The sequence below is a fragment of the Streptomyces sp. Tu 3180 genome, assembly GCF_009852415.1.
Lineage (GTDB): Bacteria > Actinomycetota > Actinomycetes > Streptomycetales > Streptomycetaceae > Streptomyces.
The window spans coordinates 1,785,719-1,799,540 of the sequence record NZ_WOXS01000002.1; the positions used below are offsets into that span (position 1 = coordinate 1,785,719).

Consider the following 13,822-nt stretch of genomic DNA (forward strand, 5'->3'; position numbering starts at 1 on the left):
TCTCATTCTCCGGATCGTCCTTCCCCGCCCGCCGTGCCGGCCTGGTCCAGGATGCCGGGCAGCGCCCCGAGGAAGGCGTCCACCGCGTCGTCCCCGAGGTTCAGCGGCGGCATCAGCCGTACGACATCGGGGGCGGGCGCGTTCACGAGGAATCCGGCGTCCTGAGCCGCCTGTTGCACCCGGGGTGCGAGCGGCTCGGTGAGCACGATACCCAGGAGGAGGCCCGCGCCCCGGACATGGTCGACCAGGGCGTGGCCGGAACCCTCGATCCCGTCGCGGAGTTTCTCGCCCTGCCGCTTGGCGTTCTCCAGCAGCCCCTCGTTCTCGATGGTGTCGACGACGGCGAGTCCGGCGGCGCAGGCGACCGGGTTGCCGCCGAAGGTCGTCCCGTGGTGACCGGGCTCGAACAGGTCGGCGGCGCGGCCGAAGGCGACGGTGGCGCCCAGCGGCAGGCCGCCGCCGAGCTGCTTGGCCAGGGTGACGACGTCCGGCAGGACGCCCTCGTGGGCCTGGTACTCGAACCAGTGCCCGGTGCGGCCGATGCCGGTCTGCACCTCGTCCAGCACGAGCAGCGCGCCCTTGGCGGCGGTGATGGCGCGGGCCGCCTTCAGGTAGCCGGGGGGCGGGACGACCACGCCGAGTTCGCCCTGGATGGGTTCGATGACGACCAGGGCCGTCTCCTCGGTGACCGCGGCGTCCAGCGCCTGCGCGTCGCCGAAGGGCACGTGGGTGACGTCGGAGGGCAGCGGCTGGAACGGCTCCCGCTTGCCGGGCTGCCCGGTGAGCGCGAGGGCGCCCATCGTACGGCCGTGGAAGCCGCCCTCGGTGGCGACGACGTGGGTCCGCCCGGTGAGCCGGCCGATCTTGAAGGCGGCCTCGTTGGCCTCGGCGCCGGAGTTGCAGAAGAAGACCCTGCCGTCCCGGCCGAAGAGCTGGAGCAGCCGTTCGGCGAGGGCGACGGTCGGCTCGGCCATGAAGAAGTTGGAGATGTGGCCCAGGGAGCCGATCTGCCGGCTCACGGCCTCGACGATCGCCGGGTGGGCGTGGCCGAGGGCGTTGGTCGCGATGCCGCCGACGAAGTCGAGGTACTCCGTGCCCTCGGCGTCCCAGACCTTCGGGCCCTCGCCGCGTACGAGGGGCAGGCGCGGCGTGCCGTAGTTGTTCATCAGCGCGCCCCGCCACCGTGCGGTCAGCTCTGCGTTGGTCACGACTCCCCCTGTTCGTCGGGCACGACCATCGTGCCGATGCCCTCGTCCGTGAAGATCTCCAGCAGGATCGAGTGCTGGACCCGGCCGTCGATGACGCGGGCGTTGGTCACGCCGCCTCGCACGGCGTGCAGGCAGCCCTCCATCTTCGGCACCATGCCGGAGGAGAGCTCCGGCAGGAGTTTCTCGAGCTGGGACGCGGTGAGACGGCTGATCACCTCGTCGGAGTTCGGCCAGTCCTCGTAGAGGCCCTCGACGTCCGTGAGGACCATGAGGGTCTCGGCGCCCAGTGCAGCAGCGAGTGCCGCAGCCGCCGTATCAGCATTGACGTTGTAGACATGGTGGTCGTCCTGGGAACGGGCGATCGACGAGACGACCGGGATGCGGCCGTCGGCCAGCAGCGCCTCGATCGCGCCGGTGTCGATCTCGGTGATCTCGCCCACCCGCCCGATGTCGACCGGCTCGCCGTCGATCTCGGGCCGGTGCCTGGTGGCGGTGAGGGTGTGCGCGTCCTCGCCGGTGATGCCGACGGCGAGCGGTCCGTGCCGGTTGAGCAGCCCGACCAGCTCCCGCTGCACCTGTCCGGCCAGCACCATCCGCACGACGTCCATGGCGTCCTCGGTGGTCACCCGGAGGCCGGCCTTGAACTCGCTGACGATGCCGTGCCGGTCGAGCGCGGCGCTGATCTGCGGGCCGCCGCCGTGCACGACGACCGGTTTGAGGCCGGCGTGGTGCAGGAAGACCACGTCCTGGGCGAAGGCGGCCTTCAGCTCCTCGTCCACCATGGCGTTCCCGCCGAACTTGATGACGACGGTCTTGCCGCGGTGCCGGGTCAGCCAGGGCAGCGCCTCGATGAGGATCTGCGCCTTGGGGAGGGCGGTGTGCTTGCGCGTGGTGGTCATGAGGAGTAGGCGCTGTTCTCGTGGACGTAGTCGGCGGTGAGGTCGTTGGTCCAGATGGTGGCGGTCTCGGAGCCGGCGGCGAGGTCGGCGACGATGTGCACCTCGCGGTAGCGCATGTCCACCAGCTCGCGGTCCTCGCCGACGCCGCCGTTCCGGCAGACCCAGACGCCGTTGATGGCGACGTTCAGCCGGTCCGGCTCGAAGGCGGCCCGGGTCGTGCCGATCGCGGAGAGCACGCGGCCCCAGTTGGGGTCCTCGCCGTGGAGGGCGCACTTGAGGAGGTTGTTGCGGGCGATGGAGCGGCCCACCTCGACGGCGTCGTCCTCGGTCGCGGCGTTGATCACCTCGACCTTGATGTCCTTGCTGGCGCCCTCGGCGTCGCGGATGAGCTGCCGGCCGAGGTCGTCGCAGACGGCCCGTACGGCCTCGGCGAACTCGTCGTACTCCGGGGTGATGCCGGAGGCGCCGGAGGCGAGCAGCAGCACGGTGTCGTTGGTGGACATGCAGCCGTCGGAGTCGACGCGGTCGAAGGTGACCCGGGTCGCGTCCCGCAGCGCCTTGTCGAGCGTCCCGGAGTCGAGGTCGGCGTCGGTGGTGAGGACGACGAGCATGGTGGCGAGGCCGGGGGCGAACATGCCGGCGCCCTTGGCCATGCCGCCGACGGTCCAGCCGTCCCCGGTGACGACGGACGTCTTGTGGACGGTGTCGGTGGTCTTGATGGCGATGGCGGCCTTCTCGCCGCCGTGCTCGGAGAGCTGGGCGGCGGCCGTCTCGACTCCCGGCAGCAGCTTGTCCATGGGGAGCAGCACGCCGATGAGCCCGGTGGAGCACACGGCGATCTCGCCGGCGCCGGTGCCCAGCACCTCGGCGGCCTTCTCGGCGGTGGCGTGGGTGTCCTGGAAGCCCTTGGGCCCCGTGCAGGCGTTGGCTCCCCCGGAGTTGAGGACGACCGCGGACAGCTGCCCGCTCTTGAGGACCTGCTCGGACCACAGGACCGGGGCGGCCTTGACGCGGTTGGAGGTGAAGACGCCGGCGGCGGCGCGGCGGGGGCCGTTGTTGACCACGAGGGCCAGGTCGGGGTTGCCGTTCTCCTTGATCCCGGCGGCGATGCCCGCCGCCGTGAATCCCTTCGCTGCCGTCACACTCACGGCGCAACTCCGATCGTCGTCAGCCCGGTGGTCTCGTCGAGCCCCAGGGCGATGTTCATGCTCTGGACGGCACCGCCCGCGGTGCCCTTGGTCAGGTTGTCGATGGCGCTGATCGCGATGATCCTTCCCGCGCCCTCGTCGTACGCGACCTGCAGCTGAACGGCGTTGGAACCGTGGACGGATCCGGTGGCGGGCCACCGGCCCTCGGGGAGCAGGTGGACGAAGGGCTCGTCGGCGAAGGCCTTCTCGTAGGCGGCGCGGACGGATTCGGCGGTGGCGCCGGGCCCGGCCTTCGCGCTGCACGTGGCGAGGATGCCGCGGGGCATCGGTGCGAGGGTGGGGGTGAAGGAGACGGAGATCCGCTCGCCCGCCACCGCGGAGAGGTTCTGGATCATCTCGGGGGTGTGCCGGTGCCCGCCTCCCACGCCGTACGGCGACATGGAGCCCATGACCTCGGAGCCCAGCAGGTGCGGCTTGGGCGCCTTGCCCGCGCCGGAGGTGCCGGAGGCGGCCACGATCACGGCCTCGTTCCCGGCGAGTCCCGCCGCGTACGCCGGGAAGAGGGCCAGCGAGACGGCGGTCGGGTAGCAACCGGGTACCGCGATGCGCCTGGACCCCTCCAGCGCGGCGCGGGCACCCGGTAGTTCGGGCAGGCCGTAGGGCCAGGTGCCGGCGTGCGGGGAGCCGTAGAACCGCTCCCAGTCGGCCGCGTCCTTCAGCCGGAAGTCGGCGCCCATGTCGATCACGAGCACGTCCGGGCCGAGCTGCTCGGCGACGGCGGCGGACTGTCCGTGCGGCAGGGCGAGGAAGACGACGTCGTGTCCGGCGAGGACGTCCGGGGAGGTCGGCTCGAGCACGCGGTCGGCCAGCGGCAGCAGGTGCGGCTGCAGCGCACCGAGCCTCTGCCCGACGTTGGAGTTGCCGGTCAGGGCGCCGATCTCGACCTCGGGGTGCGCGAGCAGCAGACGCAGCAGCTCCCCGCCCGCGTATCCACTCGCTCCGGCCACTGCGGCACGTACGGTCATGGAACCTCCTCCTCGATGGCATGACTATACGTTTCGTCGCAGTTTTATGCAATGTCACGAGACCGTGGACCGCCGGGCCGGCGCGATCCCGGCCGGCGGCCGGCCGCCTCGATCCGCACCCGGCCCCCACCCCGCCCCGGCCGCCCCGGGCGAACCCGGGCACCCGCCCGGGACCCGGCCGCCCGCCCCGATCGAGTGACCCACATCACATCGATCCCTGTCAGCAATCGGGGCGCCGTCTCGTTCAAGGGGCACGCGAACGAGACAGGAGCAACGCCATGAAGCACCGCATCGTCGTCCTCGGCGCCGGGTACGCCGGGGCCTTCGCCGCCGGCAACCTCGCCCGCCGGCTCTCCCCCGCCGACACCGAGATCACCGTCGTCAACGCCGAGCCGGACTTCGTCGAGCGGATGCGGCTCCACCAGCTCGCGGCCGGCCAGGACATCACGTTCCGCAAGCTGGCCGACGTGTTCGCGGGCACCGGGGTGCGGCTGCGCCTGGCGCGCGTCACCGCCGTCGACCCCGAGCGCAGGACCGTCGCCGTGACCGGCGAGGACGGCGAGGACGGCGAACTCGCCTACGACACCCTGCTCCACGCGCTCGGCAGCTCCGTCGCCCACCACGGCGTCCCCGGCGTGGCGGAGCACGCCTTCGACGTGACCGGCCGGTCCTCGGCGCTGCGACTGCGCGAGCGCCTGGCCGGCCTGGGCGAGGGCGGCACCGTACTGGTCGTCGGCGAGGGGCTGACCGGCATCGAGACCGCCACCGAGATCGCCGAGTCCCGGCCCGACCTCTCGGTCGCACTCGCCGCCCGCGGCGAGCCGGGCGCCTGGCTCTCCCCGAAGGCCCGCCGTCACCTGCACCGGGCCTTCGGCCGGCTCGGCATCACCGTCCACGAGCACACCGGCATCGAAGCCGTCGAGCCGACACGGGCGATCACCGCCGGCGGTACGTCCCTCCCGGCCGACGTGACGGTGTGGTCGGCCGGGTTCGCCGTGCACCCCATCGCGGCCGCCGGCGGCCTGGAGGTCGCCGCAACCGGCCAGATCGTCGTCGACCGCACCATGCGTTCGGTCTCGCATCCGGACGTCTACGCCGCCGGTGACTGCGCCTACGCCATCGGTGACAACGGCCGGCCGCTGCCGATGTCCTGCGCCTCGGCCGGCTTCACCAACATGCAGGCGACGGCCGCGATCATCGCGCGCCTGACGGGGAGCGAGGTCCCGGCTGTCGGGTTGAAGTACTACGGCAACCACATCAGCCTCGGGCGGCGGGACGCGATCTTCCAGATGGTGGACGGGGACGTCCGGTCCAAGTCCTGGTACCTGGGCGGCCGGACCGCCGCGCGGCTCAAGTCGGGCGTGCTGAAGGGAGCCGCGCTGGGCATCGCCCACCCGACCTTCGGCATGCCGAAGCGCCGGCGCCGCCTGGCCGCCTCGTCCGGCCCGGCCGGTGTGAGGGTCGCCGCATAGGCTCCTCGGCATGGACAGTGCAGCCGTCGATCGGTTCGAGGCCGGCCGGGGCCGGCTGGCCTCGCTCGCGTACCGTCTGCTCGGCTCGGCCGCCGACGCCGAGGACGCCGTGCAGGACACCTTCCTGCGCTGGCAGGCCGCGGACCGCGAGCGGATCGCGGTGCCGGAGGCGTGGCTGACCAGGGTCGTCACCCGTCTCTGCCTCGACCGGCTCCGCTCGGCGCAGGCGCGCCACGAGCGGGCCGTCGGCGACTGGCTGCCCGAGCCGCTCCTCGAGGGCGACCCCATGCTGGGCCCCGCCGACACCTTCGAGCAGCGCGAATCGGTGTCCCTGGCCGTGCTGACCCTCATGGAGCGCCTCTCACCGGTCGAGCGGGCCGCTTACGTCCTGCGCGAGGCCTTCTCGTACCCCCACGCCGAGATCGCCGGGATCCTCGGCATCACCGAGTCCGCGAGCCAGCAGCACGTCCACCGGGCCCGGCGCCGGATCGCCGCGGCGCGCCGCGGCGGCGCCGAGGTGGACCCCGCGTCCGCGCGCCGGGTGGTCGAGGAGTTCCTCGCCGCCGCCGTGTCGGGGCGCGTCGAACGGCTGGTGGCGCTGCTCACCGACGACGTGACCGCGGTCTCCGACGGCGCCGGACTGGCCAGGCGGCTGCTGCGGTACGGGACGCGCGAGCGGGTCGCCTCCTACGTGCGGGCCGGTTTCCGGCCCACGCCGGCGAAGCGGCGGCTGGCCGGCGGCACGCCCGTGCTCCACGTCGCGCTGGTCAACGGCTCCCCGGCCGTCCTCGCCGTGGTCGACGACCGGGTCGTGGGCGCCGTGGCGTTCGAAGTGCGCGACGGCAGGGTCGCGTCCCTGTGCGGCATCGCCGCCGCGCACCGGCTCGCGCGCCTCGACGAGCTCTGGCGGCGGCACGAGGCCGACGCGCCGGTCATCGGCACGTGGTGACCGGCGCCGCCGGGATCCGGTGACCCGGGCCGGACCGGGGGCGGCACCCCTGCGGCCCCCGCACCGCACGGCGGTGCGGGGGCCGGAGCACGTCGGTCTCCCGGCCGGCCCCGGCCGCGCGGCCGGGGACCCCGTGGCGCGGGCCGGACGCGCTACCTCTGCCCGATCCTCAGGAACGTCACCGAGTTCGCCGGGAACGTGTACGTGAACTCGTCCGCGACTCCCCGGAGGGTGGACGTCACCGGGGTGACCGGGGTGTCCGTCTCGGTGTTCACCGCGTCCGCGTCGGCGGCCAGCGTGGTCACGCGGGCCCGGGAGCCGACCTTCGCACCGCCGAGGTCGATCGCCGTGCGGGCCTCGGCCGGCTGGGCGTTGACCACCTTGACGATCAGCTCACCGGTCCGGGCGTCCTCGGTGACCACCTGGCGGAACGGCTCGGCCGGCTTGTCGTCGGTGAAACTCCCCCACTCCTGGCCGTCGAGGTAGAGGGTGACCTGGCGGCCCCGCACCTTGATGTCGATGTCGTAGGCGCGGCCCGTCTCGATCGACCCGGCCCTGGAGACCAGCGTCGACTTGCCGCCGTCCACGGCCCGCTCGACGGCGGACAGGGTGTTGTTCCAGCCGCCCAGGTTCCACCAGTAGTGGTTGCCGGTGTCCTTGACGCCGAAGGCGACGAGGAAGCCCTCCTTGCCGGACTTCTTGGTGGCCCTCACGTGCAGGTCGTAGTCGCGCCAGGCCGGGTCGCCGGCCGTGACCAGGGTGTTCTCGGCGGCCTCGTCGGTCTGGACGTACCGGCCGTCCTGGACGCTCCAGCTGCCGCCGCCGCTGTGGGTCCACCGCGACGCGTCACCGGAGAAGTCGTCGCTCAGCAGCGTCGTGCCGTCGGCGGCGGTCACCCTCACGTCGTCGTAGGCGGCGCTGGTCGCCCAGGTCGAGAGGCCGACGGCGCCGGTGATGGGGCCGCTGACGTCCGGCGTGGTGGTCGACTCCGACGGGACCACGCGGTCTCCGACGTTGTTCATGAACAGCTTCTGGACCTCGTAGTTGGCCGAGCCCCAGGAGGCGTGGTTGTTGAACCAGATCATGTCCGGCGACCACTGGACGTGGTCCTCGTCGGCGAGCAGCGGCGCGTACGAGGCCAGCTTGACGATGTCCGCGTTGCGCTCCAGGCCGGTCATGAACGCGGCTTCGGCCAGGCCGTTCTTCCAGGCGTTGCCCTGGGAGGCGTACTCGCCGAGGAAGACCTCGGGGCCCTGCCTGTCGTACGTGTCGTAGCGGTCGTTGTTCTGCAGGAACCACTGCGGGCTGTTGTAGTAGTGCTCGTCGACCATGTCGACCCGGCCCTCGCGGTTGAGCTGCCAGGCGGTCTCGAAGGTCGTGCCGGAGTCGTCCGGGCCGGAGTTGGAGATCACGGTGATGTCCGGGTACTTCGCCTCGACGGCGGCCCGGAACCGCTGGAAGCGGGCGAAGAACTCCCTGGGCAGGTTCTCCTCGTTGCCGACGCCGATGTGGGTGAGGCCGAAGGGCTTCGGGTGGCCCATCTCGGCGCGCACCCTGCCCCACGTGGAGGTCGCCGGGCCGTTGGCGAACTCGATGAGGTCGAGGGTGTCCTGGACGTGCCGCTTCAGCAGCGCCTCGTCGTCGGTGGCCCTGTTCTGGCCGCAGCCGGTCACCAGGGCCGGGACGACGGGCAGCGGCATGGCGCCGATGTCCTCGGCGAAGCGGAAGTACTCGTAGTAGCCGAGGCCGTAACTCTGGTTGTAGCCCCAGAAGTTCGCGTTGGTGGCGCGCTCCTCGACCGGGCCGACGGTGTCCTTCCACTGGTAGGAGCGCTTGCGCTGCCAGCCGCTGGCCTCGCTGTAGTCCTCCATGGAGCCGGTGTTGACCAGGCACCCGCCGGGGAAGCGCACGAAACCCGGCTTCAGGGCGGCGATCTTCTCGGCGAGGTCCTTGCGCAGGCCGCCCGGCTGGTTCTTGTAGGTGTCGCGCGGGAACAGCGACACCATGTCGAGGGCCGCGGCGCCGGAGGAGGCGACGGTCAGGCGGCCGCGGTTGCTGGTGCGGGACGCGGTGAAGGTGGCGTCGTACTTGGCCCAGCCGCCCTCGACGGCCACCCGGCGGGCGGTCGCGAGCTGCCCCGCGGCGTCCTTCAGGCCGACGGTGAGGGTGGTGCCGCTCGCGGCGCGGGCCCATACGGAGAAGTCGTACCGCTTGCCCTCCTCCACGCGGACGCCGGTGTTGTAGCCGGCGTTCGTGACGGAGGAACCGGCGCCCAGGGAGAGGTAGTTGCGGTTGCGCTCGTTGAGGCGGCCGGAGTCGTCCACCACCTCGGCCGTGCCGGTGACCGTCCAGGAGGTCAGGGGGGTGTAGGAGCCGTTGTCGGCAGTGGAGTACTCGAAGGAGCGGTTCTGCACGAGCTCGGCGTACAGGCCGCCGTCGGCGGCCCGGTTGATGTCCTCGAAGAAGACGCCGTACATCGTGTCGTCGATCGCCGCACCCCGGGCGTCCGGGTCGACGGTGATCGTGTAGTCGGTGACGTCCTCGGCGTGCGCGGGGGCCGGGACCAGGGCGGCGGCCGTCAGGAGGGCGGTGGCGGCGAGGCCGAGTCTGAGGCGGGCGCGGCTTCGTGCGGTGCGTGACATGGGTACTCCGCGGCTCTCTCGGGAGGGGGACTCTGGAGCTGTTCGATATCTCGACCATTGGTCAGCACTTCGAACGGCAAGATAGAGAGGAGGCAGGAGCACGTCAATGGGGCGTGCGACGACGGAGATCACTCGAGGACGAGGTGGGATGGGCGAGTTCCGGCCGGTGCCCGACGTGCTGGCCTACCTGAGCGGCCACTGGCGAGTGGAGCGGACCGTACGGGACCTGGCCGTCGGCGACCGGGGGCGTTTCGAGGGGACGACCGTTTTCGGCCCGCTGGAGGGCGGCGGCCTGCTGCACCGGGAGTCCGGCACCTTCACCTGGCGGGGCGTCGCCCGGCCCGCCGAGCGGACCCTGCGCTTCCTTCCGGGACCGGGCGGCACGGCGCACGTGCGGTTCGCGGACGGCCGCCCGTTCCACGACCTGGACCTCACGACGGGCCGGCACGTCGTCGGCCACCCGTGCGCGGCGGACCTCTACCGGGGCGAGTTCACCGTCCGCGACGAGGACCACTGGCGGACGGTCTGGCGGGTGCGCGGGCCGGCCAAGGACCTGGAGCTGACCACCGGCTACGCGCGCGTGGGCTGAGCGCACACCCCGTCGAGGCGGAGGTTCCAGCGGCCCGGCCGGCCGGCCACGCTGATCGTCGACAGCGAGCGGACGTCGATGTTCCAGTACGTCGCCGGCGGCGCCTTCAGCGCGTACACCAGGGCCGCGCGGATCACGGACGGCTCGGCCACGGCCACCGCCCCGGAGCCGTCCTCCAGGGGCCGGGTGTCGAGCCAGCCGCCGACGCGCCCGATGAAGTCCAGCAGCGACTCCCCGCCGTGCGGCGTGACCCGCGGATCGGCGAGCCAGGCGTCCACCGCCTCCGGCTCCCGGGCCATCGCCTCGCCCAGGGTCAGCCCGCGCCAGCGGCCCATGTCGCAGTCGCGCAGGGCGAGCTGCGCCAGCGGGGCGTAGCCGAGGCCGTCCCCGGTGGCACGGCTGCGCGGGGTCGGCGAGCAGTAGCGCAGATCGGCCGCGGCGAGCGGCAGCAGCTCGTGGGCGGCCCGTTGCACCTCGCCCCAGCCCGCCCGGTCCAGCGGCCGGTCGTCCTCGAAGCGTTCGGCGAGCACCGAGGAGCTCCCCGCGGCGGCGACGAACGTGACCCGAAGTGCCATGCGGGGATCGTGAGTCGCCGAAGTGCGCAGGTCAAGAGGTACCACCATGAACATTGCCCGAGGCGCGCCGCACCCCGCCCCCAGGTCGGGACCTGCCGGACAAGTCGCCCGTGACGCGCACCGGCGGCAGCGGTCACCCCGAGGCGAGCACCATCCAGCGGTCGGGCCGCTCCAGGGCCCGGAACCCGAGCTTCTCGTAGACACCGTGCGCGTCGTGCGTGGCGAGCATGACGCGCTTCAGTCCGTACGGCCGCAGCTCCTCCCGTACGGCCGCCACCAGGGCCGTGCCGACCCCCTTCCCCCGCACCGAGGGGTCGACGTACACGTCGCACAGCCAGGCGAAGGTGGCCCGGTCGGTGACCACCCGGGCGTAGGCCACCTGCTCCCCCGACACCGACGCGTAGACGCCGAAGTTGAGCGAGCCCGCGATCGCCGCGTCCTGCTTGTCCCGGGGGCGTCCGAGGGCCCAGTACGCGTCGGTGGACAGCCACCGGTGCACGCGCTCGGCGTCGATCCGGCCGGGGTCGGTGGAGATCTCGTAGTCCTCGGGGAGGCGCGGGATGTCGGTCATGACGGGATGCTCGCAGGCCGGGCGGGACGGCGTCGAGCGCTTATCCCAGCACCTCGTCGCAGGCGGCGCGCAGGCGCCGCACGCCCTCGGTGATCTCTCCGGTGCCCGCCACCGCCGCGAAGCTCAGCCGGAGGTGTCCGGCCGGGGGCTCGGCGCTGAAGTAGGGGCGGCCGGGCGCGAGGGCGACGCCGGCGCGCAGGGCGGCGGCCGTCAGGGCGGACTCCCCTGCGGGGCCGAAGGCCCGGGAGCCGCCTTCCGTGCCGTCGGGCAGCCGCAGCCACAGATGGTAGCCGCCGGACGGGATGTGCGGCAGGGCGAGTTCGGGCAGGTGGAGGCGGAGCGCGGCGGTCATGGCGTCCCGGCGGGCCCGCAGCCCGGCCGAGATCGCGCGCAGGTGGCGCGGCCAGGCGGGCGAGCCGACGAGCTCCAGCGTGGCCTCCTGGAGGGGACGGGGCACGAAGAAGGTGTCGACGACCTGGATGGCCCGCAGTCGCTCCAGCACCGGGCCGTGCGCGGCGAGGGCGCTCACCCGGAAGCTGGGCGAGGTCGCCTTGGTCAGCGAGCAGACGTGCACCACGACCCCGTCGGGGTCGTCGGCGGCGAGCGGGCGCGGCAGCGGTCCCGCGTCCTCGTGCACCAGCCGCCGGACGAAGTCGTCCTCGACCACGAAGGCGCCCGCCCGGCGGGCGATGTCCAGCACCTCGCCGCGCCGGGCGGGCGCGAGCACGGCGCCCGTGGGGTTCTGGAACAGCGGCTGGCAGACGAAGACCCGGGCGCCGGTCGCCCGGAACGCGTCCGCGAGCAGCTCGGGCCGCACGCCGTCCGCGTCCACCGGGACGGGCACCGGGCGCAGTCCGGCCGCGCGGGCGATGGCCAGCATGCCCGGGTAGGTGGGCGACTCGACCAGGACCGGCGCGCCGGGCGGCGCGAGCGCGCGCAGGGCGGTGGTCAGCGCGGACTGCCCGCCCGACGTGACCAGCACCCCCGCCGCCGTGACCGGGCCTCCGACGCTGCGCGCGAACCACTCGCGCAGCTCCGGCAGCCCTTCCACGGGCGGTCTGCCCCAGGCGCCCGGCCTGCGCCCGGCCCGGGACAGCGCCGCCGCCATCGCCCGCTCCGGCTGCAGGGAGGGGTGCAGGTAGCCGCCGTTGAACTCGATCACCCCGGGCGGCGGCGCGGCGAGCGAGACCAGCACCCCGGAGGCGTCCACCGAGCGCGGCACGAGGTCGGCGGCGCCCTCCGCGCTGAGGGCGACCTCCTGCCAGGAGGTGTCCCCGGCGGGGGCGGCCGCGGCCCGGGGCCGCGCGCGGAAGGTGCCGGCGCCGGGCCGGGTGACGACCAGCCCCTCGGCGGCGAGCCGGGCCAGCGCCCGGGAGACCGTCACGGGGCTCACCCGGAACCGCTCCACCAGGGCCCGGCTGGACGGGAGCTTTCCACCGGGAGAGTAGCGGTCGAGCTCCCGCCGCAACTGATCCGCCAGTTCACCGACACTGCTACGCTCATGCATGAGAGCACAGAGTAGCGCTACTGCCCCGTCCCCGATAGCGGTCACCGCACACCGGGACCGCGCCGGTCTCGGCACCCTCCAGGCCGCCCTCGGCGTCGTCGCCTTCTCCCTCACCTTCCCGGCCACCGCCTGGGGCCTGGAGGGCTTCGGCCCCTGGTCGCTGGTGGCCGTGCGCAGCGTGCTCGCGGCGGTGATCGCGGGCGGCTGTCTGCTCGCCCTGCGCGTCCCGCCGCCGGCCCGGCGCCACCGGCCCGGGCTCGCGGTGGTCGGCGCCGGGGTGGTCCTCGGCTTCCCGATGCTGACCACGCTGGCGCTGCAGACCTCGACCACCGCGCACGCGGCCGTCGTGGTGGGCCTCCTCCCGCTCACCACGGCGCTGCTGTCCGCCCTGCGCGTCGGCGCCCGCCCCTCGCGCACCTTCTGGGCGGCGGCCCTCGCCGGGGCCGCCGCCGTCGTGGCGTTCACCGTCCAGCAGAGCGGCGGCGCGCTGACCACGGCCGACCTGTACCTCTTCGCGGCGCTGCTGGTGTGCGCGGCCGGATACACCGAGGGCGGCCGGCTGGCCCGGGTGATGCCGGGCTGGCAGGTGATCGGCTGGGCCCTGGTGCTGTGCCTGCCGCTCACCGTGCCCGCCGCCGCGATCGCGCTGACGCTCGAGCCGGTGCGGCTGACCGCGCACAGCGTGACCGGACTGCTGTGGGTGGCCGCGGGTTCGCAGTTCCTCGGGCTGATCGTGTGGTACCGGGGCATGGCGGCGATCGGCATCCCCAAGGCCAGCCAGTTGCAGCTGGCCCAGCCGCTGCTCACACTGGTGTGGTCGGTGCTGCTGCTGAACGAGCACCTGACGGTGGCCGCCCCGCTGACGGCCGCGGCCGTGCTCGTGTGCATCGCCGTCACGCAACGGGCGCGCGGATGAGGAGCGTCCACGGCCCGCTGCCGGGCGGCGCGCTCCGCCGTAGACTCGACGCCACGGACCGCTGCTCCCGCACCTGTGAGGAGGCCCCGATGCACGCAACCGTGGGTGACCAGCTTGTCCAGCACGGCAGGGTGGTCGGCCAGCACGACAAGGTCGGCGAGATCGTCGAAGTGATGGGGCAGGAGGGCAACCCGCCCTACCGCGTCCGTTTCGAGGACGGCCACGAGGGCGTGTGCTCGCCCGGCCCCGACACCGAGATCCGGCACCGGACGACGACCCCGACGACCCGGCGGTAGATCAGCGCGGGGGTTTCGCCGGCCG

13 protein-coding genes are annotated in these 13,822 nt (G+C 73.4%); 5 read left to right on the forward strand and 8 right to left on the reverse strand.

The genetic code is table 11. The annotated features are described in order from the left end of the window. Nucleotides 1-2: 2 nt before the first annotated feature. From GL259_RS08915 to argC, 4 genes are read right to left on the reverse strand one after another with little or no spacing between them, the layout of a single operon-like run. On the reverse strand, nt 3-1,208 hold the full coding sequence (locus tag GL259_RS08915; RefSeq protein ID WP_159530856.1) for an acetylornithine transaminase: 1,206 nt from the start codon (nt 1,206-1,208) through the stop codon (nt 3-5). Then, on the reverse strand, nt 1,205-2,107 hold the full coding sequence (gene argB, locus GL259_RS08920) for an acetylglutamate kinase (protein WP_159530858.1): 903 nt from the start codon (nt 2,105-2,107) through the stop codon (nt 1,205-1,207). Before argB ends, GL259_RS08915 begins: the two co-directional genes overlap by 4 nt. Beyond that, nucleotides 2,104-3,255 (reverse strand): bifunctional glutamate N-acetyltransferase/amino-acid acetyltransferase ArgJ, encoded by a 1,152-nt coding sequence (argJ, locus tag GL259_RS08925; protein WP_159530860.1) that lies wholly within the window; start codon nt 3,253-3,255, stop codon nt 2,104-2,106. The genes argB and argJ overlap by 4 nt, the downstream gene beginning before the upstream one ends. Further along, nucleotides 3,252-4,280: an N-acetyl-gamma-glutamyl-phosphate reductase gene (gene argC / locus GL259_RS08930; RefSeq protein WP_159530862.1), complete on the reverse strand. Its 1,029-nt coding sequence runs from the start codon at nt 4,278-4,280 to the stop codon at nt 3,252-3,254. Before argC ends, argJ begins: the two co-directional genes overlap by 4 nt. 278 nt (nt 4,281-4,558) lie before the next feature. Here argC and GL259_RS08935 point away from each other — a divergent pair, with 278 nt between their 5' ends. Beyond that, nucleotides 4,559-5,752: an FAD-dependent oxidoreductase gene (locus GL259_RS08935; protein ID WP_159530864.1), complete on the forward strand. Its 1,194-nt coding sequence runs from the start codon at nt 4,559-4,561 to the stop codon at nt 5,750-5,752. 10 nt (nt 5,753-5,762) lie between these two features. Next, nucleotides 5,763-6,701 (forward strand): sigma-70 family RNA polymerase sigma factor, encoded by a 939-nt coding sequence (locus GL259_RS08940; RefSeq protein ID WP_159530866.1) that lies wholly within the window; start codon nt 5,763-5,765, stop codon nt 6,699-6,701. Between the two features lie 152 nt (nt 6,702-6,853). Here the strand turns inward: GL259_RS08940 and GL259_RS08945 are convergent, their stop codons facing one another. Then, nucleotides 6,854-9,343, reverse strand: a complete 2,490-nt coding sequence (locus GL259_RS08945; protein WP_159530868.1) for an alpha-L-arabinofuranosidase C-terminal domain-containing protein — start codon at nt 9,341-9,343, stop codon at nt 6,854-6,856. 148 nt (nt 9,344-9,491) lie between these two features. On the opposite strand from GL259_RS08945, the gene GL259_RS08950 reads away from it, so the two are divergent. Next, nucleotides 9,492-9,932, forward strand: a complete 441-nt coding sequence (locus tag GL259_RS08950; protein WP_159530870.1) for a DUF6314 family protein — start codon at nt 9,492-9,494, stop codon at nt 9,930-9,932. Here GL259_RS08950 and GL259_RS08955 read toward each other — a convergent pair. The 3 genes from GL259_RS08955 to GL259_RS08965 form a co-directional block, all read right to left on the reverse strand. Continuing rightward, nucleotides 9,914-10,507: a histidine phosphatase family protein gene (locus tag GL259_RS08955; RefSeq protein WP_159530872.1), complete on the reverse strand. Its 594-nt coding sequence runs from the start codon at nt 10,505-10,507 to the stop codon at nt 9,914-9,916. The two genes, GL259_RS08950 and GL259_RS08955, sit on opposite strands and share 19 nt — an antisense overlap. Nucleotides 10,508-10,640: 133 nt before the next feature. Beyond that, on the reverse strand, nt 10,641-11,078 hold the full coding sequence (locus GL259_RS08960) for a GNAT family N-acetyltransferase (RefSeq protein WP_159530874.1): 438 nt from the start codon (nt 11,076-11,078) through the stop codon (nt 10,641-10,643). 40 nt (nt 11,079-11,118) lie between these two features. After that, nucleotides 11,119-12,585: a PLP-dependent aminotransferase family protein gene (locus tag GL259_RS08965; RefSeq protein ID WP_159530876.1), complete on the reverse strand. Its 1,467-nt coding sequence runs from the start codon at nt 12,583-12,585 to the stop codon at nt 11,119-11,121. Between GL259_RS08965 and GL259_RS08970 the strand changes: the two genes are divergently transcribed. Together GL259_RS08970 and GL259_RS08975 are read left to right on the forward strand one after the other, a co-directional pair. Continuing rightward, nucleotides 12,584-13,501: a DMT family transporter gene (locus tag GL259_RS08970; RefSeq protein WP_159530878.1), complete on the forward strand. Its 918-nt coding sequence runs from the start codon at nt 12,584-12,586 to the stop codon at nt 13,499-13,501. The genes GL259_RS08965 and GL259_RS08970 overlap by 2 nt on opposite strands. An 89-nt stretch (nt 13,502-13,590) precedes the next feature. Beyond that, nucleotides 13,591-13,797: a DUF1918 domain-containing protein gene (locus GL259_RS08975; protein ID WP_159530880.1), complete on the forward strand. Its 207-nt coding sequence runs from the start codon at nt 13,591-13,593 to the stop codon at nt 13,795-13,797. The last annotated feature ends 25 nt before the right edge of the window (nt 13,798-13,822 follow it).

Excerpts from the sequence above, each read along its gene's own strand:
- argB (WP_159530858.1), bottom strand. The coding sequence starts at position 2,107 with ATGACCACCACGCGCAAGCACACCGCCCTCCCCAAGGCGCAGATCCTC.
- argC (WP_159530862.1), bottom strand. The coding sequence starts at position 4,280 with ATGACCGTACGTGCCGCAGTGGCCGGAGCGAGTGGATACGCGGGCGGG.
- GL259_RS08935 (WP_159530864.1), top strand. The coding sequence starts at position 4,559 with ATGAAGCACCGCATCGTCGTCCTCGGCGCCGGGTACGCCGGGGCCTTC.
- GL259_RS08940 (WP_159530866.1), top strand. The coding sequence starts at position 5,763 with ATGGACAGTGCAGCCGTCGATCGGTTCGAGGCCGGCCGGGGCCGGCTG.
- GL259_RS08945 (WP_159530868.1), bottom strand. The coding sequence starts at position 9,343 with ATGTCACGCACCGCACGAAGCCGCGCCCGCCTCAGACTCGGCCTCGCC.
- GL259_RS08950 (WP_159530870.1), top strand. The coding sequence starts at position 9,492 with ATGGGCGAGTTCCGGCCGGTGCCCGACGTGCTGGCCTACCTGAGCGGC.
- GL259_RS08955 (WP_159530872.1), bottom strand. The coding sequence starts at position 10,507 with ATGGCACTTCGGGTCACGTTCGTCGCCGCCGCGGGGAGCTCCTCGGTG.
- GL259_RS08960 (WP_159530874.1), bottom strand. The coding sequence starts at position 11,078 with ATGACCGACATCCCGCGCCTCCCCGAGGACTACGAGATCTCCACCGAC.
- GL259_RS08970 (WP_159530878.1), top strand. The coding sequence starts at position 12,584 with ATGAGAGCACAGAGTAGCGCTACTGCCCCGTCCCCGATAGCGGTCACC.
- GL259_RS08965 (WP_159530876.1), bottom strand. The coding sequence starts at position 12,585 with ATGCATGAGCGTAGCAGTGTCGGTGAACTGGCGGATCAGTTGCGGCGG.
- GL259_RS08975 (WP_159530880.1), top strand. The coding sequence starts at position 13,591 with ATGCACGCAACCGTGGGTGACCAGCTTGTCCAGCACGGCAGGGTGGTC.